General features: G+C 65.1%; 21 protein-coding genes. 13 read left to right on the forward strand and 8 right to left on the reverse strand.

Translation table 11 applies throughout. The features are described from left to right. Nucleotides 1-60 precede the first annotated feature (60 nt). Both thrS and A3736_RS10750 read right to left on the reverse strand, forming a co-directional pair. Nucleotides 61-2070: a threonine--tRNA ligase gene (gene thrS / locus A3736_RS10745; protein ID WP_067682813.1), complete on the reverse strand. Its 2010-nt coding sequence runs from the start codon at nt 2068-2070 to the stop codon at nt 61-63. 259 nt (nt 2071-2329) lie between these two features. Continuing rightward, entirely contained in the window at nt 2330-3985 is a 1656-nt protein-coding gene (locus A3736_RS10750; protein WP_067682815.1) for an alkaline phosphatase, read from the reverse strand. 177 nt (nt 3986-4162) lie between these two features. Between A3736_RS10750 and A3736_RS10755 the strand changes: the two genes are divergently transcribed. The 9 genes from A3736_RS10755 (at nt 4163) to A3736_RS10795 (ending at nt 13939) form a co-directional block, all read left to right on the forward strand. Then, nucleotides 4163-4348, forward strand: coding sequence for a hypothetical protein (locus A3736_RS10755; RefSeq protein WP_067682817.1), 186 nt, complete (start codon nt 4163-4165; stop codon nt 4346-4348). Between the two features lies 1 nt (nt 4349). Next, nucleotides 4350-4562: a hypothetical protein gene (locus A3736_RS10760; protein ID WP_067682819.1), complete on the forward strand. Its 213-nt coding sequence runs from the start codon at nt 4350-4352 to the stop codon at nt 4560-4562. A gap of 14 nt (nt 4563-4576) precedes the next feature. Next, complete coding sequence (locus A3736_RS10765; protein WP_067682821.1) at nt 4577-4939, forward strand: hypothetical protein; 363 nt, start codon at nt 4577-4579, stop codon at nt 4937-4939. After that, nucleotides 4936-5127 (forward strand): helix-turn-helix transcriptional regulator, encoded by a 192-nt coding sequence (locus A3736_RS10770; RefSeq protein ID WP_067682823.1) that lies wholly within the window; start codon nt 4936-4938, stop codon nt 5125-5127. Before A3736_RS10765 ends, A3736_RS10770 begins: the two co-directional genes overlap by 4 nt. Before the next feature lie 33 nt (nt 5128-5160). Then, nucleotides 5161-5946 (forward strand): alpha/beta fold hydrolase, encoded by a 786-nt coding sequence (locus A3736_RS10775; protein WP_233999355.1) that lies wholly within the window; start codon nt 5161-5163, stop codon nt 5944-5946. Continuing rightward, complete coding sequence (locus tag A3736_RS10780) at nt 5943-6809, forward strand: tetratricopeptide repeat protein (RefSeq protein ID WP_067682827.1); 867 nt, start codon at nt 5943-5945, stop codon at nt 6807-6809. Before A3736_RS10775 ends, A3736_RS10780 begins: the two co-directional genes overlap by 4 nt. Beyond that, nucleotides 6806-7822, forward strand: a complete 1017-nt coding sequence (locus tag A3736_RS10785) for an LLM class flavin-dependent oxidoreductase (protein ID WP_067682829.1) — start codon at nt 6806-6808, stop codon at nt 7820-7822. The genes A3736_RS10780 and A3736_RS10785 overlap by 4 nt, the downstream gene beginning before the upstream one ends. Nucleotides 7823-7914: 92 nt before the next feature. Then, entirely contained in the window at nt 7915-12669 is a 4755-nt protein-coding gene (locus tag A3736_RS10790) for an NAD-glutamate dehydrogenase domain-containing protein (protein ID WP_067682831.1), read from the forward strand. A 43-nt stretch (nt 12670-12712) separates the two neighbouring features. Then, the gene (locus A3736_RS10795) at nt 12713-13939 is read left to right on the forward strand and encodes an NAD(P)/FAD-dependent oxidoreductase (protein WP_067682833.1); all 1227 of its coding nucleotides are present in this window, start codon (nt 12713-12715) and stop codon (nt 13937-13939) included. On the opposite strand, the gene queG is transcribed toward A3736_RS10795, so the two are convergent. Next, on the reverse strand, nt 13923-14975 hold the full coding sequence (gene queG, locus A3736_RS10800; protein ID WP_067682835.1) for a tRNA epoxyqueuosine(34) reductase QueG: 1053 nt from the start codon (nt 14973-14975) through the stop codon (nt 13923-13925). The two genes, A3736_RS10795 and queG, sit on opposite strands and share 17 nt — an antisense overlap. Nucleotides 14976-15019: 44 nt before the next feature. Between queG and A3736_RS10805 the strand changes: the two genes are divergently transcribed. The 4 genes from A3736_RS10805 (at nt 15020) to msrB (ending at nt 19203) form a co-directional block, all read left to right on the forward strand. After that, on the forward strand, nt 15020-15991 hold the full coding sequence (locus A3736_RS10805) for an ABC transporter ATP-binding protein (protein ID WP_067682837.1): 972 nt from the start codon (nt 15020-15022) through the stop codon (nt 15989-15991). After that, nucleotides 15988-17184, forward strand: a complete 1197-nt coding sequence (locus A3736_RS10810; RefSeq protein WP_067682839.1) for an ABC transporter permease — start codon at nt 15988-15990, stop codon at nt 17182-17184. Before A3736_RS10805 ends, A3736_RS10810 begins: the two co-directional genes overlap by 4 nt. A 119-nt stretch (nt 17185-17303) precedes the next feature. Continuing rightward, nucleotides 17304-18641 carry a cytochrome P450 gene (locus tag A3736_RS10815; protein WP_067682841.1) on the forward strand — a complete coding sequence of 446 codons (1338 nt, stop codon included), beginning with the start codon at nt 17304-17306 and terminating at the stop codon, nt 18639-18641. A gap of 61 nt (nt 18642-18702) precedes the next feature. Continuing rightward, complete coding sequence (gene msrB, locus A3736_RS10820; RefSeq protein ID WP_067682873.1) at nt 18703-19203, forward strand: peptide-methionine (R)-S-oxide reductase MsrB; 501 nt, start codon at nt 18703-18705, stop codon at nt 19201-19203. Between the two features lies 1 nt (nt 19204). Here the strand turns inward: msrB and A3736_RS10825 are convergent, their stop codons facing one another. The 5 genes from A3736_RS10825 to A3736_RS17650 all read right to left on the reverse strand — a co-directional run bounded on the left by A3736_RS10825 (nt 19205) and on the right by A3736_RS17650 (nt 25748). Then, nucleotides 19205-19831, reverse strand: coding sequence for a PilZ domain-containing protein (locus tag A3736_RS10825; protein ID WP_067682843.1), 627 nt, complete (start codon nt 19829-19831; stop codon nt 19205-19207). 327 nt (nt 19832-20158) lie between these two features. Next, entirely contained in the window at nt 20159-20350 is a 192-nt protein-coding gene (locus A3736_RS10830; RefSeq protein WP_067682845.1) for a hypothetical protein, read from the reverse strand. A 177-nt stretch (nt 20351-20527) separates the two neighbouring features. Beyond that, a complete protein-coding gene (locus tag A3736_RS10840) occupies nt 20528-20752 on the reverse strand; it encodes a hypothetical protein (protein WP_067682849.1) in 225 nt (74 codons plus the stop codon). Beyond that, nucleotides 20749-21189 (reverse strand): DUF5681 domain-containing protein, encoded by a 441-nt coding sequence (locus A3736_RS10845; RefSeq protein ID WP_067682851.1) that lies wholly within the window; start codon nt 21187-21189, stop codon nt 20749-20751. Before A3736_RS10845 ends, A3736_RS10840 begins: the two co-directional genes overlap by 4 nt. A 2-nt stretch (nt 21190-21191) precedes the next feature. Then, nucleotides 21192-25748, reverse strand: coding sequence for a hypothetical protein (locus A3736_RS17650; protein WP_233999356.1), 4557 nt, complete (start codon nt 25746-25748; stop codon nt 21192-21194). Nucleotides 25749-25772 lie beyond the last annotated feature (24 nt).

The following is a 25772-nucleotide window of genomic DNA, read 5'->3' on the forward strand; positions in this document are numbered from 1 at the left end:
AGTCGAGACACGGTTGCGCAAGTGTCTCGACTTCGCTCGACACGAACGGCTCTGAAACTCCTATTTCAGATCGGGCGGAGTCGCGGCGTCCTTCAGCATGGCGATCGCTTCATCAAGGCTCATCACCTTCTGCTGCTGTTCGCCGAGCGTGCGGATGGCGACGGTGCCTTCCTCCGCCTCGCGATTGCCGACCACGAGGAGATGCGGAACCTTGGCGTGCGAATGTTCGCGCACCTTGTAATTGATCTTCTCGTTGCGCAGGTCGCTTTCCACCCGGATGCCTGCCGCCTCCAGCTTCGCCACGGCTTCCTTCGCATATGCGTCCGCATCCGAAACGATGGTTGCGACCACCGCCTGGACCGGGGCGAGCCAGACGGGGAGACGTCCGGCGAAGTGCTCGATCAGGATCCCGATGAAGCGTTCATACGATCCGAAGATCGCGCGGTGCAGCATGACGGGGCGATGTTTCTCGCCGTCCTCGCCGACATAGCTTGCGTCCAGTCGGTCGGGCAGCACGCGGTCGCCCTGGATCGTGCCGACCTGCCAGGTCCGCCCGATCGCATCCGTCAGGTGCCATTCGAGCTTGGGCGCATAGAACGCGCCTTCGCCGGGGAGTTCTTCCCAGCCGTACTCTTCGTTCGCCATGCCCGCTTCGGCCACGGCATCGCGCAATTCCTGTTCGGCCTTGTCCCAATCGGCCTCGCTCCCGAAGCGCTTTTCGGGGCGCAGCGCCAGCTTGACGTGGTAGGTGAAGCCGAAATCCTTGTAGACCGCATCGGCCAGCGCGCAGAACTTGCGCACTTCCTCCACCACCTGCTCCTCGGTGCAGAAGATATGCGCATCGTCCTGCGTGAACTGGCGCACGCGCATCAGGCCATGGAGCGCGCCATGCGGTTCGTTGCGGTGGCAGCAGCCCATTTCGCCGAGGCGGATCGGCAGGTCGCGATAGCTGGTGATCCCCTGCTTGAAGACGAGGACATGCGCGGGGCAATTCATCGGCTTGATCGCCATCCAGTCGGCATCTTTCGCCACCGTGGGGTGCGATCCCGCGCCGCTATCGTCGACTTCGGGCACCATGTCGGGCACCGCGAACATGTTCTCGGCATATTTGCCCCAGTGGCCGGACTGTTCCCACTGGCGCACGTCCATCAGCTGCGGCGTCTTGATTTCGCGATAGCCGCCATTGTCCATCTTGCGGCGCATATAGGCTTCGAGCTCGCGCCAGATGCGATAGCCCTTGGGATGCCAGAAGACCGATCCGTGCGCCTCTTCCTGCAGATGGAACAGGTCCATCTCGCGGCCCAGCTTGCGGTGATCGCGTTTGGCGGCTTCTTCCAGCCGCGTGAGATGGGCCTTCAACTGCTTCTTGTTGAGCCAGCCGGTGCCGTAGATGCGCGTCAGCTGCGCATTCGACTGGTCGCCGCGCCAATATGCGCCCGCGACGCGCATCAGCTTGAAGGCGTCGGGGTCGAGCTTGCCGGTGGAGGCGAGATGCGGGCCACGGCACATGTCGAGCCAGTCCTCGCCGCTCCAATAGACCGTCAGCTCCTCGTTCTCGGGCAGTTCCTTCGCCCATTCGGCCTTGAAGACCTCGCCTTCGCTTTCCCACTTCTCGATCAGCTGCTCGCGGCTCCAGACCTCGCGCTTCAGCGGCTTGTCGGCGCGGATGATGCGGCGCATCTCCTCCTCGATCGCGGGCAGATCGTCCATCGAGAACGGGTCGCGGCTTTCCGGCGCCTTGACGTCGTAATAGAAACCATCGTCGGTCGAAGGGCCGAAGGTGATCTGCGTTCCGGGATAGAGCGACTGGACCGCTTCGGCCAGGACGTGGGCGTAATCGTGGCGCGCGAGTTCGAGCGCATCTTCCTCGTCGCGGCTCGTCACCAGCGCCAGTTCGGCATCGCCATCGAAGGGGCGGTTGATGTCCCGCAATTCTCCATCCACGCGCGCCGCGATCGCCGCCTTGGCGAGGCCGGGGCCGATAGCGGCGGCGACATCCGCCGGAGTGGATCCGGCTTCCATTTCGCGCACGGACCCATCGGGCAGGCTGATCTTGAGCAGTTCCGTCATCGTCGTATTCCCTCGCTGCCGGGCGCCATGCCAGAGCGGCGCGCCCGGTCAAGCTGCGGCGTATCGAGGAGAACCGATCGGGAAGGACGCCGCGCCACCCGACCGGGATCATGGCCGGGCGGCACGCGCGAGGTCAGCCCTCGTGCGCGCGGCCCGGCATGGTGGTAGTCGAAAAAGTGGCGCCGATATGCGTCATGGGCAGCGAAATAGCCTTTCCTCGCTCGCTTCTCAACCGTTCCGATCCGCTTGCTGCCCCGTTCTAGACCGGCTGCAGCCGTTTCTGGCCCGCCAGCGCCGTCATGCGGCGCGTACCGACGACGCCGCTGCCCCGCTGGCGTGCGCCCATCAGGCGATATTCGCTCGTCGCGCTGCCCGGCGTCAGTTCCACCGCCATGTAGCCGCGATGCGAAGCGTCCATCCATTGCAGTTCGGGATTGAAGGCCACCGTCTCGCGCTCCAGCTCCGCAGTCGGCACGTAAGTGACGTAGTTCTCAAGCCCCGGCGAAGTCACCGACTGGCCGCCGAATTCGACGCCGACCCGCGCCCCGTCCTGCGCAAGATCGAAGGCCCAGGCATTGTGCGTGTCGCCCGCGAGGCTGACGAGATTCGCGTCCGCTTCAAGCGCGGCGCGCAGCACCCGTTCGCGCGCGGCGGGATACCCGTCCCACGCATCGAGATTGAGCGGCAGTTCGCTCCGCGAAGCCATCGCGCCCGCCTCGACATAGCGGCGCGTGCGCTCGGCCATATCGGAGGGAAGATTTTCAGCGAGGCGCGGCGCGGTGGCGAGCTTGCCCATCAGCACCTGCTGCACCAGCACCTGCCACGGCTTGCCCTCTCGCACCGACCGCATCAGTCCTTCCGCCAACCACGCCTGCTGACGCGCACCGAGCATTTCGCGCGCGGGATCGGCATAGACGCCGTCGCGAAACGCCGCGAGCGCCGCCGATGCGGTTTCGGGCGTCGCCTTGCCCGACAGGATCGAGGCATAATCGAACTGTTCCGAGCGCGCTTCGAGCCGGGTTTCCAGCCGGAATAGCGTGGCTAGATCGCCGATCTCGTAAGCCGTCCACGGCTCGTCCGACACCGGCATCCATTCGCGATACGCGCGCATCGCCGCGGCCTTGCGCACGTCCCACGGCCCTTCGGTTTCGGGTTGGTGGTTCTGCGCCCCGCCCTTCCAGCTATCGTTCGCGCTTTCGTGATCGTCCCAGCCGGAAATCATCGGATAGACCTGATGCAGCCGCCTCAGATCGGGATCGCTGCGATACTGGGCATAGCGCGCGCGGTAGTCCGCCAGCGCCACTATCTCGCGCGCCGGATCGGGCTGGCGCGCGGCGAAATCGGGATTGTCGTAGGTGCCCGGCCCGTATTCGTAGAAATAATCGCCCAGATGCAGCGCGCAGTCGAACTCGTTCGCATCGGCGGCATGCGCATAGGCGTTGAACCAGCCGAACCCCATATTGGAGCAGGAAAACACCGCCATGCGGAAGCGCGACGTAGGCCCTGCGGGAAGCGTGCGCGTGCGCCCTTCGTCCGACTCGGTCCCGTCGGGCGCGGTGAAGCGGTAATAATACCATCTGCCCGGCTCGAGCCCGCTCACCTGCGCCCTGCAGCAGAAATCGCGGGTCGGCGATGCGGTCGCTTGGCCCTCGGCTACGACCCGGCGATTGGCATCCCCCTCCATCACGCGCCAGCGCAGGGGCGTGTCCTGCCCGGCGGCATAGCGCGTCCACAGCAAGACCCGGTCCGCACCCGGCTCGCCGCTGGCGACGCCGTGGGTGAACCCGCGCTGCCCTGAAAATTGCGCGGAAAGCGGGGCCGAGAGAGCGCCTGCGCCCAGCAGACCGCCCTTCAACAGGCTGCGCCGGTCGAGCGCGGGAAGCATGGCGGCGGCGGGCGGTTCGGTCGGGAACATAGGTCGATCTCCTCAGGACGATAGGCGTGGACCCGGTTCGTGACGGGATCAAGACTGCCCGCGCAAACCTAGCGTCGCGGGGAGAAGACAAGTACACCAGTCATTATGGAAAGTAAGCTTGACGATCCGCATAACCAAGCGTAAAGCTTCATTGACACAAAGAGAAGGACTCCTGCCATGAAGACCCCCCGCTCCGCCCTGCTCCTCGCCGCCGCTATGATCGGCGTCGCCGTTCTGGCCGTCTTCGATATGGTGCCTGAGAAGATCGCCCAATTCGCGCCACTCACTTTGCTGGCAGCCTTCCCGCAGGCTTGGCTGGGTCGTTCGCACGCCTGCGGTCGCGCCTCTCGGGTGGAGGGCTGACATGGCCATTGGGTCGAAGCGTTTGCGGACAGGCTTTGCAGCCTCCGGCATCCTGTCGGCGCTCGCGATACTGATACTCGCGGAAACTGGCGCGCTCGAACGCGAGAGCGCCTGGCTTCTCGCGATCCTTCCAGTGGCGCTGATCGTGCTCGCCCTTTTGGCTGGGCGCGCGCCGGGAATACCAAGCCTGCCGCCTCGCAGCGCTACCTGTTGAGGATCGGGGGATTGATGACGTTCTATCTCTCCAGTCTGTTCGCCGCCGAAATCCTCATCGAGGATTATGGGCTGTCCGGCGCTCCCGCAGTCATCCTGGCCATCCTGCCCGGTCTCGCGTTTGCGGGCGTAGTATGGGTCTTCGGCGCGCTGATCGTCGAGGAGAAGGACGAATTCATGCGCCTGCTCTATATCCGCCAGGGCCTGATCGGAACGGGCATCGCTCTGACATGCGCTGCAATCTGGGGGTTTCTCAAAATCTACGACTTTGCGCCGCATATCGCCGCCTTCTGGTGGCCGACAATCTGGTGCTTCGGTCTCGGCCTCGGCGCATTGGCCAACAAAATCACATATGGAAGCTGGGGAGAGGTGCGGTGAAGAACCGCCTCAAGGTCCTGCGCGCCGAACGCAGCTGGAGCCAGCAAGACCTTGCCGACCGGCTGGAGGTCAGCCGCCAGAGCGTCAACGCGATCGAGACCGGTCGCTACGATCCCTCGCTCCCGCTCGCCTTCCGGATCGCCGATCTGTTCGATCTCGCGATCGAGGAGATTTTCCTGCGCGAATGAGCCTGCGTCGATTGCTTGCAATGCGCCGTCCCCATGCCGAGATGGACCTGCATGAACGCGCTGACCGAATATTTCCAAGGGCCGGAGGGGCGCCGGATCGCCTACCGCCATATTCCCGGCACCGGCCCCGCCCTCGTCTTCCTGCCCGGCTATATGTCCGACATGGCGGGCAGCAAGGCGACCGCTTTGATCGACTGGGCGCGCGAAAGCGGGCGCGAATGCCTCCTGCTCGATTATTCGGGCTGCGGCGAGAGCGACGGCGCATTCGCCGATGGCACGCTGTCGCGTTGGCGGGACGAGGTCGTCGCACTGGTGACGGACCGGATCGAGGGCGATGTAATCCTCATCGGATCGTCGATGGGCGGCTGGCTGATGCTGCTGGTGGCGGAAGCGCTCGGTGGCCGCGTGGCCGGTCTTGTCGGCATCGCCGCCGCGCCGGACTTCACCGACTGGGGCTTCGATGCCGACCAGAAAGCGCAGCTGTCGCGCGGGGAGACGGTGTTCGAGGGCAATCCCTACGGCCCCGATCCCACCCCGACCTATCCGCAATTCTTCGCCGATGGCGAGCGATCGAAAAAGCTCGACGGGCCGATTGCACTATCGATGCCCGTGCGCCTCATCCACGGGCAGCGCGATAGCGACGTGCCCTATGCCATCTCGCTCCGCCTCGCCGAAAAGCTGCGTTCGGACGACATACAGGTGGTGCTGGTCAAGGATGGCGATCACCGCCTCTCGCGCCCGCAGGATATCGCCCTGTTGCTGCGCGTGGTGGGTGACCTCGCCGCCGCCTCTCCCGCCGAACGGACTCAGACGCCATGATCACCTCGATCCTTTCCCTCATGCTCGCCCAGGTCGGGCCGAACCCCTCCCTCGCGGAGCCGATCACGCCGCCCGAAGTGGCCGAACAGCGCCGCCGATCCGCCGAACGCGAGCGGCAGGAAGCGGCACCCGCCGCCACGCCCTCGCGCCTGTCGGAATGCCTCGCCAGCGCCGGACAGGATTCCGAAGCAGGTGAAGCCTTCGCGCGCGCGTGGCTTGAAACCGCCGCAGCGGACGAGCGCGCCCCTGCCCTCCACTGTCTCGGCCTGTCGCTGGTCCGGCAGGAGCGGTTCGACGATGCGCGCATCGCTTTCGATGATGCGCGCGAGGCGGCTCCGATCACCAATCCCGCCTATCGCGCTCGCCTATCGGGCATGAGCGGTCACGCCGCGCTGGCGCAGGGCGAGGCGGAGGCGGCGATCCCTGCCTTCGAACGCGCCATCGCCGATGCGGACAGCGCGGCAGATCCTTCGCTGACCGCCGGGCTCAACACCGATCTTGCCCGCGCATTGGTCGCGGGCGATCGGGCTCCCGACGCGGTCGCCGCTCTCGCCGCGGCGCGCGAGGCCGATCCGGCGAACCCGCAGGCCTGGCTGCTCTCGGCCACTCTGGCGCGGCGGCTCGAACGGCTGGGCGAAGCGCAGCGGCATATCGAATACGCCGCCACGCTCGCCCCGCGCGATCCGGCGGTGGGCCTCGAAGCGGGCGTCATCGCCGCGATGGCGGGGCGCGCGGAGCAGGCTCGCGCCAGCTTCCAGTCGGTGATCGACGTCGCTCCCGAAAGCGTGGAAGCGGGCCGGGCACGCACCTATCTTACCCGCCTCGACGGCGGGACGCAGCAGACGGAGCCGCGCGGACGATGACCGATTTTTCCCTTCTAGACCTCGTCCCCGTCCGCGAAGGCGGCACGGTCGCCGAAGCGCTCGCCGCAGCGACCGATCTCGCCGTCACGGCGGAGCAGTCGGGCTGCAAGCGGTTCTGGGTGGCCGAACACCATGCGATGGAAGGCATTGCCGGTGGCGCGACCTCGGTCGTGCTCGCCCATATCGCCAGCGCCACCAGCACGATCCGCATCGGATCGGGCGGGATCATGCTGCCCAACCACACGCCCTTCCAGATCGCCGAGCAGTTCGGCACGCTCGCCGCGCTGTATCCGGGACGAGTCGATCTCGGCCTGGGCCGTGCACCTGGGGCAGGGCCGGAATTGCAACGCGCTTTGCGCAAGGATCTGCACCGCGCCGCCGAGATGTTTCCGCAGGACGTGGTCGAATTGCGCGCCTATCTGAGCGCCGAGGACGAGACGGCGATCCGCGCCACGCCCGGCCATTCCTCCGATGTCGAGATGTGGATGCTGGGATCGAGCCTGTTCGGCGCGCAACTGGCCGCTCGACTCGGCCTGCCCTATGCCTTCGCCAGCCATTTCGCGCCCGACCATCTCGACGGCGCACTCGAAATCTATCGGCGAACCTTCGAGCCCAGCGAAGAGCTCGCCAAGCCGCATGTCATGGTCGCGATGAACCTGTTCTGCGCCGACACTACCGAGGAGGCGGAGACGCTGGCGAGTTCGCAGCTGCAATCCTTCGTCCGTCTGCGCACCGGAAAACCGGGCAAGCTGCCGCCGACCATTCCGAATTATCGCGCCTCGCTGGACCCGCGCGCCCGCGCCATCGTCGATCATGTCGGCCAGGCGAGCGCCATTGGGACGCCCGAAGAAGTAGCGCGCCAGGTCCAGGCCTTCATCGCGCGCACCGGCGCCGAGGAAGTGGTGTTCGGCGGCGCGACCTTTGACCCGCAGGCCCGCACTCGCTCGCTTGCCCTCGCAATGGAAGCACTGACCGCCCGATCCACGCCCGACACGCTTGCGGCTCACGCTTGAGAGGCCTAGGGGCCGCTACGTAAACCCGCGCTGGAGAGAGCGCGTCAGGAGAGACCGGGCCGCCCTTTCCGGCGCGCCCGCCGAGAGGTTCTATGGGTTCCAAGCAAGCCGCCCCGAAACAGACCGACGGGCAGGCGCCCGCCATCGATTCCAAGCTGGTCGAAAGTCTCGCCGAACGCATGCGCGACTCGCTGCTCCCGGGCGACGATCCGATGGACAAGGACCGCCTGCACGAAGCCGCGCGGTTCGTCCTCGAAGCCGGAGCGGCGCGGGACATGAACCGCTCCGCCATCGCGCTGGAGTCCCTTAGCGAAGAGCGGCGCTTCATGCGCATCGCCATCGTCAATGACGACATGCCGTTCCTGGTCGATTCCACCGCCGCCGCCATCGCCGCGAGCGGTCTGTCGATCGACCGACTGGTCCATCCCGTGGTGCCGGTCGTGCGGGGCAGCGACCGCAGCCTCGAGACCATCCTCGATAGCGATCCCGACGACGCCTTTTATGAATCGATGATCTACATCGAAACTTCGCGCGTCGATGCCCGTCAGCGCCGCGAATTGCTGGCGAGCCTGAAGGAAACGCTGGGCGATGTGCGCGCGGCGGTTCAGGACTGGCCCAAATTGCAAAGCGCGATGCTGGCCGATGCGGACGCGATCGAAGCGTTCGGGGAGGAGGGCGAACAGGGCGCGGAAATGCTGCGCTGGCTCAACCAGGGCATGCTCACTCAACTCGGCCATATGGTCCGCACGAAAAAGGGCGAGACGACCGAAGCGCTCGGTATCGTGCGCAAGAGCGCGCAGGATCTGCTCGCCGAAAATTCCTACGATCGCGCCTTCGCCTGGTTCGAGGATGCGAAGAACACGCGCGTTCCGCTGATCATCAAGGCCAATCGCGTCGCCAACGTCCACCGCCGCGTGCCGCTCGACCTGTTCATCGTCCCGCGCTGGGAGGGCGAGGGCAAGGGGCGCAAGGTTGCCGCGCTTTCCATCCATGCCGGGGTCTGGACCAGTGCCGCGCTCGCCGCGCCGCCGCGTTCGGTGCCGCGCCTCAAGGATCTGCTCGCATCGATCGCAGCGCGGCTCGATTTCGATTATAACGGCCATGCCGGCAAGGCACTGGTCCATGCGCTGACCACGCTGCCGCACGATCTCCTGGTAGGTTTCGCCGAACGGGACGTGGAACGCATCGCCACCAATATGATGGCGCTGGTCGATCGGCCACGCCCGCGCCTCGCGCTGGTCGAAGCGCCCCTTTCGCGCCATCTGTTCGCCTTCGTCTGGTTGCCGCGCGACATGCTGGCGACACAGGTTCGCCTCGAAATCCAGGCCCTGCTCGAACAGGGCGCGGATGCCCGCATGCTCGACTGGAGCCTTGAGGTCGAAGGCGGCAATCTCGCCATGCTGCGCTTCGTCCTCGATATTCGCGACGGTGAGGGAGAAATCGACGCCAAGGCGCTCGACGATCAATTGCAAACCATGCTGCGCGGCTGGACCGAAGCGGTCGAGACCGAATTGGCGAAGGAATTCGAAGGCAGCCGTGCCGCGGCCATCGCCTTGCGCTGGGCCGAATCGTTTCCGACCCCCTATCGCGGGCGCTTCGGTGCGTCGGAAGCCGCGCTCGATATCGCACGGCTACGCGCTTTGGGCACGCATGCCGAGGGCCAAAGCGAGCATGGCGAAACGCGCCAGCGCGGCGCCCGCCTTTATCGGGGGCAGAGCGGCGATCCCGAAACCCTGCGCCTCAAGCTCTATCAGGCCGAAGGCAGCCTGCCTTTGTCCGACGCGGTTCCCGCGCTGGAAAATTTCGGCTTTCACGTCCAGTCGGAGATGCCGACCGTTCTCGACGATGGCCGCCTGGGCACGGTCCACGATTTCGCGCTGCGCCTGAATCCGGGTATCGAGGCCGAAACGCTGGTCGATCGCGCCGAAGCGATCGAGGAAGCGATCGCTGCCGTTCTGAACGGCGAAGCGGAAAACGACTGCTTCAATCGCCTTGTCGCCGAAACCGGACTGACCGCGCGCGAAGCGAACTGGCTGCGGGCCTTCTATCGCTATCTGCGCCAGACCGGCATGGGATTCACGATCTTCACCGTAGTCGATGCGCTGAGCGGTGCCCGCGACGTGACCCGCGCGCTGATCGCGCTGTTCACCGCGCGCCACGATCCCGAATTCGGGTCCAGCCGGGACGATGCCATCGCGGATGCCGAAGCCGCCATCAAGCGCGGACTCGCCAAGGTTCAGGCGATCAACGACGACCGCCTGCTGCGCCTCTATCGCGCGTTGATCGACGCGATCCTGCGCACCAATGCCTTCGCTCCGGCGGCGGGCGAGGCACTGGCGTTCAAGATCGATTCCAAGCTCGTCCCCAATCTGCCCAAACCGATCCCCTGGCGCGAAATCTTCGTCTATTCGCGCCGGGTCGAAGGCATTCACCTGCGCGCGGGCGCGGTGGCGCGCGGAGGCCTGCGCTGGTCCGATCGGCGCGACGACTTCCGCACCGAGATCCTCGGCCTGATGAAGGCGCAGCGCGTCAAGAACGCGGTCATCGTGCCCACCGGCGCGAAGGGCGGCTTCTATCCCAAGCAATTGCCCGATCCCGTGCTCGACCGCGATGGCTGGGCGGCGGAAGGCCAGAGCAGCTACGAAGTTTTCATCCGCACGCTGCTGTCGGTCACCGACAATATCGTCGACGACGAAGTCGTGCATCCCGACAGCGTCCGGATCCTCGACGGCGACGATCCCTATTTCGTCGTCGCCGCAGACAAGGGCACGGCGCGCTTCTCCGATGTCGCCAACGGCATCGCTCAGAGCCGCGACTTCTGGCTCGACGATGCGTTCGCCAGCGGCGGCTCCAACGGATACGACCACAAGGCGATGGGCATCACCGCCAAGGGCGCATGGGTGTCCGTCCAGCGGCATTTCCGCGAAATGGGCGTCGACGTGCAGAGCGAGCCGATCGAGGTCGTCGGATGTGGCGACATGTCGGGCGACGTGTTCGGCAACGGCATGCTGCTGTCGAAAGCGATCAAGCTGGTCGCAGCTTTCGACCATCGCCATATCTTCATCGATCCCGAACCCGATCCCAAGGCAAGCTTCACGGAGCGCCAGCGCCTGTTCGCCCTGCCGCGATCGAGCTGGGAGGATTACGACGACAAGCTGATCTCGCGCGGAGGCGGCGTATTCCGGCGCGACGCCAAGAGCGTGACCCTGTCCAAGACGGCGCAAAAGGCGCTGGGCCTCAGCGAAGCGACGCACGAGCCCGACGCGGTGATCTCCGCGATCCTGAAGGCGCAGGTCGATCTGATCTGGTTCGGCGGCATCGGCACCTACATCAAGGCCGAACGCGAGAACAACGTGCAGGTCGGCGATCCCGCCAACGATGCGGTGCGCGTGGATGCGGGCGATGTCCGCGCCAAGGTCATCGGCGAAGGCGCCAATCTGGGCGTGACGCAGGCAGGCCGGATCGAATTCGCGCTGGACGGTGGGCGCATCAATACCGACTTCATCGACAATTCGGCGGGCGTCGATTGTTCGGATAACGAGGTCAACATCAAGATCGCGCTGGCCGCGGCGCAGCGGGCGGGCAAATTGTCCGAGCCCAAGCGCAATGCCCTGCTCGAAACGATGACCGACGAAGTTGCCGAGCTGGTGCTGGAAGACAACCGGATGCAGGCGCTCGCCCTCTCGATCGCGGAAATCGGCGGTTCGCGCGCGGCCGAAGCGCAATTACGCCTGATCGAAAAGCTGGAGGAAGGCGGCAATCTTGACCGGCGGACCGAAGGCCTCGCCGATGATGAGACGCTTGGGCGCCGCGCAAGCGACGGCCTGGGCCTGACTCGCCCCGAGCTCGCCGTGCTCCTGTCTTCGACCAAACTCGCCCTTCAGGACTCGATCGAAAAGAGCCCGCTCAGCCAGGGCGAAACGCTCGAACCGTTGCTCCTTTCGGCATTCCCCGAACCGATGCAGACCAAATACCGCGAGGAAATCCTCAGCCATCGTCTGCGCCGCGAATTGGTGGCGACCAAGCTCGCCAACCGGATCGTCAATCGCATGGGCCTCGTCCATCCGTTCGAGCTCGCCGAAGAGGAAGGCGCCACGCTCGACCAGGTGGCTGCGGCCTTCGTGGTCGCATCGCAGCTGTTCGACATGGAAGCGCTCTGGGCCGATATCGACACGGCCGACATGCCCGAGGCCGCGCGGCTTCAGCTGTTCGACCAGGCGGCGCGCGGTCTGCGCATCCAGATGGCCGACCTGATCGGCGCAGGCGTCGGCAGCGGCGATTTCGGAACCGTGCTCGAAGAACTGAGCCCAGGCGTCCAACGCCTGAGCGAAGAGACCGACAATCTGCTGGCAGAAGAAACCCGCCAGCAATCGGGCAAGCTGATCGGCGAAATGGCCGCGATCGGCGCGCCCGCCCCTCTGGCGGCACGCGTGGCGCATCTGTTCGAGATGGACGGCTCGGTCGGCCTTGCCAAGCTGTCGCGCGATCAGGAGATCGAGACCTGCTCGCTGACCCGCGCCTTTACCGAGCTGGGCGCTGCCCTCGGCCTCGACTGGGCGCAGGCGACCTCGGCGATGATGGATCCCTCGGATGTGTGGGAACGCCTGCTCGTCGCCGGGCTCGCGCGCGATTTCCAGCAGATGCGGATCGACTTCCTGCGCCGCCTGTCGCGTCGCAAGGGCGCCAAGGACGACATGCCGGCGATGATCGAGAAATGGACGGGCGAGAACGAGGTGGCGGTGCGCCAGTTCCGCACCATGGTGAACCGCGCCCACGCGCAAAACCCGGTCGCTCCGGCTGCGCTGGCCCAGATCGCCAGCATGGCCCGGAACCTGCTCGGTCGGTAGGCGCGGCTTGACCGCAGGCGTTCGAACGGCAATCCCCGCCGACATGGAGAGAGCCGATATCGTCATCGTGGGTTCGGGGCATGGCGGCGCACAGGCCGCCATCGCGCTGCGCCAGCAGGGGCACGAGGATTCGATCCTCATGCTCAGCCGCGATCGCACCCCGCCCTACGAGCGCCCGCCGCTGTCGAAGGAATATCTCGCCGGCGACAAGCCGCTTGAGCGTATCCTGATCCGTCCGCCCTCCTTCTGGGAGGACAAGGGCGTTGCGGTCGAACTGGGCGTCAACGTCTCCGAAGTCGATGCGATGGCGCGGGAAGTCGTTCTGGGTGACGGGCGACGGATCGGCTATCGCAAGCTTATCTGGGCTGGCGGGGGCGATCCGCGCCGCCTGTCATGTCCCGGGTCGGACCTTGCGGGCATTCATTCGGTGCGCCACCGCATGGACGTCGATGCCATTCGCGCCGATCTCGAAACCGGCGCGCGCCGCGCGGTAGTGGTCGGCGGGGGCTATATCGGGCTCGAGGCGGCAGCGATCCTGCGCAAGCTCGACTGCGAAGTCACGGTTCTCGAAGCGCAGCGCCGCGTGCTCAACCGCGTCGCGGGCGAGGAATTGAGCGGCTTCTACGAAGCGGAACACCGCCGCCAGGGCGTCGACCTGCGGCTGGAAACCGCAGTCGAACGGATCGAGGGCAAGGATGGGCGAGTTGCCGCCGTCATCACGGATGCGGGCGAAGCGATCGCCTGCGACATCGTGGTGGTCGGGATCGGCATCGTCCCCTCGGTCGGCCCGCTGATCGCCGCAGGCGCGGCGGGATCGAACGGCGTGGACGTCGACGGATATTGCCGCACCAGCGTGGACGATATCTACGCGATCGGCGACTGCGCGGCGCATGCCAATCCCTTCGCCGACAATGCGGTGATCCGCCTGGAATCGGTGCAGAACGCTCACGACATGGCGACCTGCACCGCGAAGGCGATCATGGGCGACAAGCAACCTTACGAGGCCGTGCCGTGGTTCTGGTCGAACCAGTACGATCTCAAGCTGCAGACGGTCGGCCTCTCGCTCGATCATGACGAAGCGGTGCTGCGCGGCGATCCCGAAGCGCGCAGCTTTTCGGTCGTCTATCTCAAGGAAGGCCGCGTGATCGCGCTCGATTGCGTCAACCGGGTCAAGGATTACGTTCAGGGCAAGAAACTGATCGAAGCGCGCGCCGAAATCGATCCGGAGCTGCTGGCGGACGGCGAGGTTCCGCTCAAGGAGCTTCTCTGAGCCGCGCAGCGGCCCAGTCGGCCGCGTCGCGCACCACCGGATCGGAGTCGCCGCGCAGGCTTTCGACCTGCTCCAACAATTGCGGATCCGCGCTGTTTCCCGCCGCATAGAGGCAGTTTCGCACGAACCGGTCGCGCCCGATGCGCTTAATGGGAGAGCCGGAGAAGAACTGGCGAAAGCCCGCATCGTCGAAGCCGAGAAATTCGGCGAGGCGGGGCGCGACCAGTTTTTCGCGCGGGGCGAGCTTCAGGTGGCGGTGCGCCGTGTCGGCGAACTTGTTCCAAGGGCAGACCGCCAGGCAATCGTCGCAGCCATAGATGCGGTTGCCCAGAGCGGCGCGGAATTCTTCCGCCACCGGTCCCTTGTGTTCGATCGTCAGATAGGAAATGCAGCGCCGCGCATCCAATTGGTAAGGCGCGGGAAAGGCGTCGGTCGGGCAGGCATCCTGACACTTGTGACACGATCCGCACAGATCGCGGCCCGGCGCGTCTGGGGCGAGATCGAGTGTCGTGTAGATCGCGCCCAAAAACAGCCAGCTGCCGTGATCGCGGCTGACCAGATTGGTGTGCTTGCCCTGCCAGCCGATCCCCGCCGCCTGACCGAGCGGTTTTTCCATCACCGGCGCGGTGTCGACGAAGACCTTCAATTCGCTTTCCGGCTCACGCGCGATCATCCAGCGGGCGAGCGCTTTCAGTGCCTTCTTCACGACGTCGTGATAATCGCGCCCCTGCGCATAGACGGAGATGCGCGCGGCTTCGGAATCGCTCTCCAGAGACAGCGGATCGCCGTCGGGCGCGTAGCTCATGCCCAAGGCGATGACGCTCCGCGCGTCGGGCCAGAGGCCTTGTGGGGAGGCGCGCTGCTCCCTCCTCGCTTCCATCCATTCCATCGAGCCATGGCGATCCTCGCCCAGCCATTGCTCCAGCCGCTCTCCATTCAGAGGATCGGTGGCCGCGCTCGCGAAGCCGCAGGCCGCGAAGCCGAGCGCGGTCGCTTCGGCGCGCAGATCCTCCTGAAAAGACGTGGCGTTAACCAATCTGCTGTTGCTCCGGTTCACGCGTGCCGGTTACCTGCACCCGGATGGCAACCCAAGCGCAAACTCCCCTAATCGAGACTTTGGCGATCGAAGCAAAAGGCCTCGTCAAGCGCTTCGACGATACGCTGGCAGTGGACGGCGTGGACCTCTCTGTGCCCGAAGGCGCGATCTACGGTATTCTCGGCCCCAACGGCGCGGGCAAGACGACGACCCTGCGAATGCTGCTGGGCATTATCGACCCGGACGAGGGTGTTCGCCGCGTCTTCGGCCATGACCGCCCGCACGATATCGCGCGCCTGATCGGCTACCTGCCCGAGGAGCGCGGCCTGTATCCGGCGATGAAATGCGACGAGGCGATCGCCTTCATGGGCGCGCTGCGGGGGCTGCCGCTTGACGAAGGCCGCAGGCGGGGGCGCGAATTGATGGAAGCGCACGGCCTCGGCCACGCGGTGGACCGCCAGATCCGCCAATTATCGAAGGGCATGGCGCAGACCGTCCAGCTGCTCGGCACGCTGGTCCATCGCCCGCGTCTGGTGGTGCTCGACGAACCCTTCAGCGGCCTCGACGCGATCAATCAGGGCAAGCTGGAAGTGATGATACGCGAGCTCGCCGCCGACGGCGTGACGGTGATCTTCTCCACCCATGTGATTCACCATGCCGAGCGGTTGTGCGACGATGTCGCGATCATCGCAGGCGGCAAGGTGCCCTATGCCGGATCGGTCGATGCCGCGCGCGATCGCATTCCCGCGCAGGTGCGGCTGGAAACTCGCCGAGCCGAAGGCGCATGGTGCACCGCGCTGCCCGATGACGCACGGCACGATCCAAAGAAGGACGGGAGCCATTTCTGGTATTTCCCCCTGCCTGCGGGCGGGATCGAGGCGCTGCTGAAGCGCCTCATCGAGGGTGAGGCAGGCGTGCTGTCGCTCTCCATCGAGCGGGCCGGGCTGCACGACGCCTTCGTCGAAATCGCAGGCGCCGCAGCGGCGAAGGCGATGAAGGACGAGGTGCCGGCATGACCGCTTCGCGCCTTTCCCTGTGGCAGGCCGCCTGGGTGATCGCCCGGCGCGACATGCGCGCGATCCTGTTCAGCAAGGCCTTCCTCCTCTTCCTGCTCGGCCCGATCTTCTTCGGCGGAATCAGCCTCGGCGCAGGCATGCTCGGCGCGAAGGCGGCGGGCAGCGCGGAACCGGCGCGGCTCGCAGTGATCCTGTCGCCGCAGGAGACCGCGGATCTGCGCCGCGCCTATGCGGAACTCGCGCCGCTGGTGGACCTGCCGATCGTCGAGGCGGTACGCGCGAACGATACGGAGCCCCGCGCGCTTCTGAAAGACCGCGACCGCAATTTCGGCGCGGTCCTGACCGGGTCGCTCGCCGCGCCGCGCCTTACCGGAACGCCGGACCAGATCGAGCGGTGGCGCGGCCGCGTCGCTCTGCTGGCTGCGCGTGCCATGGGTGACAGCGCGACTTATCCCAGCGTCGTGCTCGATCCCACCAGCAGCAGCGTCGCCAGCGCGCGCACCGCGCAGACCGGGACCGCCACGGCAGGGATTACGCTCCTGTTCCTGCTCACCATGCTGCTGGCCGGAATGGTGCTGTCCAATCTGGTCGAGGAAAAGGCCAACAAGATCATCGAAATCCTCGCCGCCGCGATTCCGATGGATGCCGTGTTCGTGGGCAAATTGTTCGCCATGCTCGGCGTCAGCTTCGTGGGTCTGGCGGTGTGGGGCGCGATTGCAGGCGTGGCCATCCTGCTCGGCGGGGCGGCGATCCCTGCGCTGGTTGCGCCCGCAATCGGCTGGCCCCTCTTCGTCGCGCTGTTCGTCGTCTATTTCGCGCTCGCCTATCTCCTGATCGGGTCGATCTTCCTCACCGTCGGCTCGATGGCGGCGACGGTGCGCGATGTGCAGACCCTGTCCATGCCCGCCACCATCGCGCAACTGGCGGTGTTCTTCCTGGCGACTTTCGCGATGACCGATATCGGATCGCCGATGGAGCTGTTCGCCTGCATCTTCCCGCTATCCTCGCCCTACGCGATGGTGGGCCGCGCGGCGCAATCGGCAGCACTGTGGCCCCATCTGCTCGCGCTGGTCTGGCAGGTCATGTGGGTCGCGATCTTCGTGCGGGTGGGCGCGCGCCTGTTCCGGCGCAAGGTGATGAAATCGGGGCCTGCCGGCCGCAAGCCGAAAAACAAGGGCGCGCCTGCCGTCTGACGCTGCGGGGACCGGATTGGGTTTTCAATCGCAACCCTGTTGACACCCATGTCAGTTGCGGCAGGATGCGAAGCCAGGACGAGCGACCGCCAAGGAGTCGCCGCCGATGGAGAGAGAACATGGCCACCGCCCCCATCCAGCGGCCGGAAGTCCGCCGCGAGCCGAGCGCCTACGAAGCGCTCAAATCGCATTTCGATCAGCATCCCGAGCACCGGCCCAGCCATCCGCACAAATGGGATGTCAGCCGCAGCGACATCTATGCCGAAAACACCTGGCATCCGATCTTCCGCGAAATGCGCGAGGCCGGGCCGCTGCATTACATCCCCGAAAGCCCCTTCGGCCCCTATTGGGCGGTCGTCGGCCATAAGGCGATCCAGCATATCGAGGCCCTGCCGGAAACGTTCTCGTCGAGCTGGGAGCATGGCGGGATCACCATCCTCAACCGTCTGAGCGAGGAGGAATTGGCCGAGACAGGCGTCGATCGGCGCGAGCTGCCGATGTTCATCGCCATGGATCGTCCCGAACACACCGGCCAGCGCCGCACCGTCGCGCCGAAGTTCACCCCCAGCGCGATGACCGCGATGGAGGCCGAGATCCGCCAGCGCACCGGCGAAGTGCTGGACCGCCTGCCGCATGGCGAAACCTTCGACTGGGTCGATAAGGTTTCGATCGAGCTCACCACCGGCATGCTCGCCATCCTGTTCGGCTTCCCCTGGGAAGATCGCCGCCTGCTGACCTTCTGGTCGGACTGGTCGGGCGATACCGAGCTCGCCTCGGTGCGCGAACTGGACAAGATGCGCTGGGAAATCCTCCACGAAATGGGCGCCTATTTCCAGTCGCTCTGGGCCGAGCGGATGCAGGACCCCGAGCCGGGCGACGATCTCATCTCGATGATGATTCATTCCGAAGCGATGAACCAGATGCGGCCCGAGGAATTCATGGGCAATCTGGTGCTGCTGATCGTGGGCGGTAACGACACCACCCGCAATTCGATGAGCGGCTTCGTCTACCAGCTCGACAAGAACCCGGACGAGCGCCGGAAATTCGAGGAAGACCCGTCGGTCATTCCCAATGCGGTGCAGGAAATGCTGCGCCTGCAGACGCCGCTCGCGCATATGCGCCGCACCTGCACCGAGGATACCGAGGTGTTCGGCCAGACGATCAAGAAGGGCGACAAGGTCGTTCTCTGGTATCTCAGCGCCAATCGCGACGAAGACGTGTTCGAGAATCCCGACGCGCTCGACCTCACCCGCGACAATGCCCGGCGGCATATCGCCTTCGGTTACGGCATCCATCGCTGCGTCGGCGCGCGGCTGGCGGAATTGCAATTGAAGATCCTGCTCGAAGAAATGCACAAACGTCGCCTGCGCGTCGATGTGGTGGGCGATGTCGAGCGTGTGCGCGCCAATTTCGTCCATGGCTTCCGCAAGCTGGAAGTCCAGGTCTCGACATTCTGACGTTCGGGGGTTTTCGGGCGATCAAGCATGGGTTCAGGCCCGTTCGTTTACGGTGACGACCATGACCAAGACCAAAACCTTCACCACGCATCGCCGCGGCCTGTTCGGCATTCTGGGGACCGGCGCGGCCACCGCCGTGCTCGCCGCCTGTGGCAGCGATGCCCAGGCCAAGAGCTTCCCCGTCGCGCGCAGCGAGGCGGAATGGAAGAAGCGCCTGACGAAGGCGGAATTCACCGTCCTGCGCCAAGAAGGGACCGAACGGCCCTATTCCAGCCCGCTGAATGAGGAAAAGCGCAAGGGCGTCTATGCCTGCGCGGGCTGCGGCAACGCGGTCTATTCCTCGCGCACGAAGTTCGAAAGCGGGACGGGCTGGCCCAGTTTCTGGGATGCGATGCCCGGCGGCGTCGGCACCAGCCGCGATTTCAAGCTCGGCTATCCGCGCACCGAAGTCCATTGCGCCGATTGCGGCGGGCATTTGGGCCATATCTTCAACGATGGCCCGAAACCGACCGGCAAGCGCCACTGCATCAACGGCGTGGCGATGGATTTTCGGCCGGCCTGATTTACTCGGACAGCAAAACCGGGCTCTGGATCGATGCGGCCATGCACGCGAAATCGGATAGCGAGAACGTGTTGTCGAACACCAGCCCGTATTCGGGCGCGCGCCGCCAGCGGACCTTGGCGCGGATTTCGGGCAGATCGCCGCTGGTCAGCTTGACGGTCTGCGCGATCGCAAGGGGCACGTCGCAATCGATGCACGCGCCCTGTTGAGACAGGTTGCGCGTGATCGCCTGTCCGCGCCCGGTCAGGCAGGAAACCTCGATCGGCATTTCGATATTGAGGCGTAGCTGGCGCTTCGGATAATCGGGCGCTTCGCGGATCAGTTTTTCGACCGGAACGGGCGTCAGGAAGGTGAAGCTCCCCTCCCGCCCCTCGGACCGAACCTTTTGAAGCTCGAACGCATCGCCGTTCGGCAATTCCAGCGCCATGCGGTCCCCGCTCGGCAAGCGGTGAAAGGTGCGCAGCGAAATCCCGGTCGCCGAAACGTCGCGAATCACGCAGACGAATTCTCCCGAACCGCAGATGAGCTTGGCCGAGCGAATCAGCGAGGTGTAGCGAGTCGCGCCGCGCTGATCGCGATTCGGCGTCTCGACCTCAGCCTTTTCAAAATTCGCTTCCGGATAGCCCATAGTGCCGCAAGTCCCTGTTTCTTAGCACCAAATCAGTCCACCGGATGCGGCCGACCACACCAACATCTTCTATAGAAGCCAGGTTAAAATGGAGTAAGCGGGACGGGCGCCCAACGGCGAAAATCGCTGCCGCTGGCGCAATGGTGCGGGTGGCGAGACTCGAACTCGCACGTCCAAAGGACAGGGGATTTTAAGTCTAGTCGCCAAACATTCCCGGCAATGCTGAGCGGTTCCTAACGCTCTGTCCTCATTGGAGAATTGGCGGAAATGGGCCATCCGGAACATTCCCGGAACCGTCGATTCGTTCCGCGCCTCATTACACACGCTTTACACACGGTCGGGTTTCACCCCCACCAGATGCACGAAAAGGGGCTCCGCATCGCATGGCCCGTTCTTCGCGAACCAGTCCGCCAATAATGCCTGCGGATCATTACCGGGGCATACCAGCAGCACCGGGCGGATAAACGCATCCGGCTGTTTACGCTCGAGCGCCTCCACCCTCGCGACCAGACTACGCATGGACGCACCCCGGCTTGCGGATGAAGATTCGAAGCGAGCGGCTGGCATCGCCAATCGGACCATGCTCCGCCTCATATGCTGCCGTCGCTTGTTCTTCGGTCTGGCCCGCGCGCTGGATGATCGTAAGCCACGACGCCCCCACATGCTGCCTCGCCTCCAACGCTGCGACCCGCTGACTCAGGCCGCGCATCGATAAGGCCCCCGGCAATCGTTGTGCCACCATTCGTAAAACTCCCTCGCTTGCCCTTCCGTCAGGGGTTCGAGCGGCGGGCGCGCCGCAAGCTCGGCCTGTTCCGCCTCAGTCAATTCGATCCCCAGCCATCGGCGAATTGCGGGATCGCTTGCGATGTTCTCACCCTTTCGGGCCTCCAGCGCTTCGACCCGCTTGGTCAATGTCCTCATGTCTTGGCCTCCAGTTCCATGATGCGAAGTTCGAGATCGGAGACAGTCGCCAGCACCTTGTGGGCCGACAGCAGCGCCATAACCCGCCCCGCTTCGTCCGGCGTGACCTCACCCGAGGCCACCGCCGCGAGCAATGCCGACGACGCCGCCACGGCATCCTGAGCGCTTTCGACTTTCGGCAGGACGAATGAAACCGGGCTGTCTTTCCGGGCCGGTGCGATCCTATCAAGGCAGAGACGTAGCGCCGTAGTGTCGCCTTCCAGAGCCTTATCGATGGCTGTCCGCGTCAACTTCTCATGCTCCCCCTCTAGCAGCGCCTCGACCGCCAGCGTTGTCGCGTGCCGGGCACCTACGGGCCTGCCAGCAGGGTTGCCGGACTGGCCGGGCTTGAACGTGCCATCCTGTTTCCGGCCTATTGTTGCAGGTTTCTTCGCCATGCTCAGTCCAATGTGAACCCAGGCGGCGGGGGCGGAATGCCAGCATTCGGATTGCTGAGACCAGCCGAGCGCGCACCGCCGAGGACCGGGGCGCCGTAGTAGCCGGGGAACTCAGCGTGGATGTGATCGCCTTCGTTGAGAACCTTCGCGTCGGGATAGGCTTCGCGCACCCGAGCGCCGAGCCATGACATCGACTTGCCGGGCGGTGGGGCCAGATCGAGCGCCCCGCCGTCGAGGTGCCGACTGTTCGCCGCCGGTCGATAGCCACGCCGTCGCATATCCGCCTGATATTCCGGCGAGCGATAGCCCGAGGTAATCCGGACGCCGGGGATGGCCTGTTGAAGATCCCGGAAGACGTTGACGCCCGCACTCTCGCCTTCGACCGTAAAGCCCGGCGGAGGCGGAGGAATGTCATCCGAGCTGGGGGGTCCACCCCGAGACGGCGACGGCTCTTTGAACGATGGCAGCGAGCCCGACGCACCGCGAGCCGGGAGCGAATAACTCATGTCGTCCAGCACGCCCCGCGCCGCCTTGCGAGCCTTCGCTACGGCTTTCTTCGCGGCCTTGCGCTTCGCGTTGTCGTCCATCGCTTGGTAGGGCTGCGAACCAATTAGGCCCAGCAAGCTGTTGTAGGTCAGGCGCCCCGCAATCTCGTGATAGCGATCATAGGTTTCGGGCGCGTAGTCTATCCGCTCGCCATCCTCGGTATATGTCTTTCCGGGCGCAGATACCCCGCCGCCGATCCTGAGCATTTCGGCTACGACAGGATCGTGTCTCGCCTGCGATTGCCAGAACGGCGATAGGAAGTCCGGGCCAAGGCTATCGATAGGAACCACCTCGCCGAACACATCGCGACGGGGCAATAGGCCGTCGGTCATGCCGGGCACACGGGCTTGAATGGATTGCTCCAGCGTCTCGCGACGACGGGCGACGGGATCGATCGCACGCGCGGCACCCGCAACCCCGGCTGGCACGGCAAACGCGCTGACGGTGCGCTGCCACCATGCGTCCGCATTTCGGCCCGGATCGGTCAAAGCCTCAGTGAAGGATGACACGCCGGATAGCCACGTCTTGCTGGCGAGGTTGCCCATGATGGAGGCAACCAAGATGGTCCCCATGTCCTCTTTTTCCCGGTCGCTCATTCCATCGGGGAGCGTTGCCATATCCGCCGCAACGCCGATGGTGGTCGAGAGCGGATCAAGGCGGGAATAGCTCACATAGCGGTCACCGATCTTGACGCTGTAGGGCTGCCAGCCGTCAGCGTAGAGCAGCTTGGCTTTCTTCGGATCGGACGGAATGGCGCCGGTAATCCGCCCTTCGAGCGCGGCCTGATACATGAGGGTGGCCAAACCGGTCCCGAGCATGACCTTCGCCAACGCGAGGTCGCGACGTTCACCACCAGCGCGAATGTCCGCCCGCCATTCAGGCAGGAACGGAGCGGCGGGGGATCGTTCGGTTGCGAACTTCAGGAGATTGATGGGGGTCCGCACGAACGGAACGACCACCTTCGCAAGCAGGTTGCTGGCACTCGCTTGCGAGATGTTTGCGCCGAACCCCGTCAGTTTTCGTTGGAACGTGAGATAACGCCCGTAGTCCATCGAGCGTTCAAGCATGTCGTCGGTAGGATCGGCCAGCAGTCCAGCGATGCGCTGTTCCCGAGCGTCGCCCTTCAGCCCTTCACGATTGGCGATCCTCACCGCCTGAGCGTTCAATTCCATCCGCCGGGCAATGCCCTTGAAAAGCTGATCCTCCGCCGTGAGCAGACGCGTGGGAATGCGGACCAGCCCGCCTTTCCAACCCGAGATTGCCTTGAACTCGTCGCCCTCCACCTTGCTGACGAAATCGTCAGCCTCGCCAGTGCGGAGCGCGCGGGCAAATAGCGACATGCCCTCTTTTGTGCCTTGGACCAGACCGAAGGTGCGCGCGCCTACTTCGCTGCCAGTGATCCGCTCTTTCGCCGCCTTGCCGAGAACCGCCTTGCGACCAGCGCCGATGATCGAGGCAGTCGCATATTCGGGAATCTGCGCCATCGCCGTGATCGTGTTCGACACCATGTTGACGATGTGCGTCGGCGGGTTCGACAGCAGAAAGTTGATGTAGAGTTCGCCCACCTTGTTGCGGAATTTTGGCTTCGCGGCCTTCTCCGCCAGCGCGTTGAACTTGCCCGGTCCCAATTCCACAGCTTCAAGCAGTCGGTCGGCGGCATCCTTCAGGCCCTTTTGTCCTCCCCCGCCACGAATGAGGCCGTTCAAAATATCGGTGCGGACTTCGCGGCTATCCGCCGCCTGCCGGAATTGGGCGAGCGCGCGTCCAGCTTCCGCTGTCATGCCCGACACCTGTTCTTGGATCGCGACATGCCGCATCCATTTCTGGCGAAACTCGGCGAGCAGTTCCTCACCGGGCATGTCCATGCGCTGGATCGAGCGGGCAGCGTTCACCAGCTCGTTGCCCGATTTCGCGAGAATGCGACGGGCCGCTAGAGCCTCTTCCGCATTGAACGCCTGACCCTTCCGCCGCGCCAGCAGCTTCTCGGGCGACATATTAAGCTCGGACGCCAGCCGCTCGGTCTCGGCCTGTGTGATCCGTCCACGGGTTGCGGCATCGAACCCGCCCACGGCGTTGTAGGAGTTCTTCAGGGCGCGGGAAATATCCTGCGGGCTATCGAGCTTCGACACGTCGATATTGCCGACGCGCCCGATGGCTTCGGACGGCCACTCTTCGTAAGCCTCAGGCGGAGCAAACGGCGCGGCATCATCGCCAGCACCAGACCGATCCTGCCACACCGGACCACCCACGGCCTCGCGTTGCTGTTCGAGATCGAACCGCTCCCCTTGGACAGCATAATAGGCATCAATCTCGGGCTGATCGTCCAGCCGGAACCGGCGACCGCTGTTGCCGTCATAGGTATCGCGCAGCGCGTCTAGGAACGTGTTCACATCGGGGCGGTCGGTATGCTCGGGGAAAAACCCGGCTTCCCATGCCTCAAGCGCGGCATCGTCCAGCGACATGCCGTCAGGATCGACCAGCGGGCCGAACCGCGCTTCCTGGCCCACGAAGTCCAGACCCCGCCGGGCCGCATTGTTTACGCCCATGGCGAACAGTTCGCCGCCCTCATCGGGACGCAAGCCACCACGCGAACGAAGCCAACCCACCATGTCGGTAGGCCCGACTTTGGGAATGTCCTCGCCCCTCCAGTTTACGACAGTGCGGCGCTCCAGTCCCGTTCGCTCGTTTGGGGTGCGGGCTTCCACAAATCGGCCGGCATCGATCGCAGCGGCTTCCTCCACACCATCGACAAAGTTCGACGGCATGGGGAGCATATCGCGCGGCTGGATATTCGCCGCCGAGGACATGAGCTGCGCCCGGCTGGTGGGATCGAGCAGGCGGCGCGTCGAACCGAGGGGAGGTGACGCCATCGAGAGCGACGGCATCGGATCGCTGGCCATCGCCTGCGACGAGGGAGGATCGAGAACGAAGCCAGCGGGCGGCGGGGGAATGTCGTCCGCTGGGCCTGCCAGATCGGCAGCGGTGAACCCATCGGCACTATCACCGACACGCCCCGCACCCGAAGGCGGGTCCAGTGTGAATCCAGCCGGGGGCGGGGGAATATCGGCAGAAGCATCGCCAGCCGCGCGAGCAGTCGAATTACCGCCGCGACCCGTTAAGGCACGGGCACCACGCGACACCAGCGGAGCGAGCGCCTCCACCGCCTTACCCAGCGCAGGTTCGGCGATTGCACCGATAGGCGCGCCGATGGCCGCACCCTTCAGGCGATCCGTGACCGTTCCGTCAGTGCTGAGGAAACCACCGGCCCCGCCCCATGCCGCGCCGACCTTGGCCATCTGCGGAACGGTGCGAGCCCCGGCCCCCCATGGCAGGACAAAGCCCGAAGTGAGCCCGCCCGACAATTCGCCGAGCGTAGAGGCCACCGGGTAATTCGTCTGGTCATAGGACAGCGTAGCGGCATTCTGGCGCTGATTATTTGCCCAGATGTCCGCAAGGCGTCGGTCGCTGGTGAAGACGTTTTCCCGTCCCGGAGTCCCGCCCAGCGTATCGACCACGGCCCCGAGTTCATCCAGACCACCAGCAAGGAAGCCCGAAGCATATTTCCGAATGCCAGCGCCCAGCGCCTCGCCCCCGCCGTCGATCATAATCGGCGGTGCAGCCGCGTAGCCAATCGAGGGAGTCACATCCCCGCCCGCGTCTCGCTCCGCCACCCATGCGGCTAGGTCTTCGGGCCGCGTCGTCTCGTAGCCGTTCGCGGACAGGAAGCCGTTGATTTGCTCGAGCGTCCCCGTTTTCAGCAGGCCGAGATATTCGCGCTCTTTCTCAGGCGGAAGACCCGTTTCGGGCGTGGGCGTGTCGAAGAATTGCGCCACAGTCTCGCGCGGCACCACGTAACCGGGATCTTTGCGATAGTCCGCAGGGTCCTGTGCGAACGTGCCGTGCATCCCCTGCCGGTTCATGCGCGCCAGCCGCTCAGCCGTCACGTAACCGCTCAGGCGTTCGGGGTCTCCCTTGAGATAGTCGGGCGCAGCGAGGCCATAGCCGCTACGCAACACCGAAAGGCCAGCATCGCCCGC

This window comes from Erythrobacter sp. HI0063 (assembly GCF_001635685.1).
Lineage (GTDB): Bacteria > Pseudomonadota > Alphaproteobacteria > Sphingomonadales > Sphingomonadaceae > Qipengyuania.

Excerpts from the sequence above, each read along its gene's own strand:
- thrS (WP_067682813.1), bottom strand. The coding sequence starts at position 2,070 with ATGACGGAACTGCTCAAGATCAGCCTGCCCGATGGGTCCGTGCGCGAA.
- A3736_RS10750 (WP_067682815.1), bottom strand. The coding sequence starts at position 3,985 with ATGTTCCCGACCGAACCGCCCGCCGCCGCCATGCTTCCCGCGCTCGAC.
- A3736_RS10755 (WP_067682817.1), top strand. The coding sequence starts at position 4,163 with ATGAAGACCCCCCGCTCCGCCCTGCTCCTCGCCGCCGCTATGATCGGC.
- A3736_RS10760 (WP_067682819.1), top strand. The coding sequence starts at position 4,350 with ATGGCCATTGGGTCGAAGCGTTTGCGGACAGGCTTTGCAGCCTCCGGC.
- A3736_RS10765 (WP_067682821.1), top strand. The coding sequence starts at position 4,577 with ATGACGTTCTATCTCTCCAGTCTGTTCGCCGCCGAAATCCTCATCGAG.
- A3736_RS10775 (WP_233999355.1), top strand. The coding sequence starts at position 5,161 with ATGCCGAGATGGACCTGCATGAACGCGCTGACCGAATATTTCCAAGGG.
- A3736_RS10780 (WP_067682827.1), top strand. The coding sequence starts at position 5,943 with ATGATCACCTCGATCCTTTCCCTCATGCTCGCCCAGGTCGGGCCGAAC.
- A3736_RS10785 (WP_067682829.1), top strand. The coding sequence starts at position 6,806 with ATGACCGATTTTTCCCTTCTAGACCTCGTCCCCGTCCGCGAAGGCGGC.
- A3736_RS10790 (WP_067682831.1), top strand. The coding sequence starts at position 7,915 with ATGGGTTCCAAGCAAGCCGCCCCGAAACAGACCGACGGGCAGGCGCCC.
- A3736_RS10795 (WP_067682833.1), top strand. The coding sequence starts at position 12,713 with ATGGAGAGAGCCGATATCGTCATCGTGGGTTCGGGGCATGGCGGCGCA.
- A3736_RS10805 (WP_067682837.1), top strand. The coding sequence starts at position 15,020 with ATGGCAACCCAAGCGCAAACTCCCCTAATCGAGACTTTGGCGATCGAA.
- A3736_RS10810 (WP_067682839.1), top strand. The coding sequence starts at position 15,988 with ATGACCGCTTCGCGCCTTTCCCTGTGGCAGGCCGCCTGGGTGATCGCC.
- A3736_RS10815 (WP_067682841.1), top strand. The coding sequence starts at position 17,304 with ATGGCCACCGCCCCCATCCAGCGGCCGGAAGTCCGCCGCGAGCCGAGC.
- msrB (WP_067682873.1), top strand. The coding sequence starts at position 18,703 with ATGACCAAGACCAAAACCTTCACCACGCATCGCCGCGGCCTGTTCGGC.
- A3736_RS10825 (WP_067682843.1), bottom strand. The coding sequence starts at position 19,831 with ATGGGCTATCCGGAAGCGAATTTTGAAAAGGCTGAGGTCGAGACGCCG.
- A3736_RS10830 (WP_067682845.1), bottom strand. The coding sequence starts at position 20,350 with ATGCGTAGTCTGGTCGCGAGGGTGGAGGCGCTCGAGCGTAAACAGCCG.
- A3736_RS10840 (WP_067682849.1), bottom strand. The coding sequence starts at position 20,752 with ATGAGGACATTGACCAAGCGGGTCGAAGCGCTGGAGGCCCGAAAGGGT.
- A3736_RS10845 (WP_067682851.1), bottom strand. The coding sequence starts at position 21,189 with ATGGCGAAGAAACCTGCAACAATAGGCCGGAAACAGGATGGCACGTTC.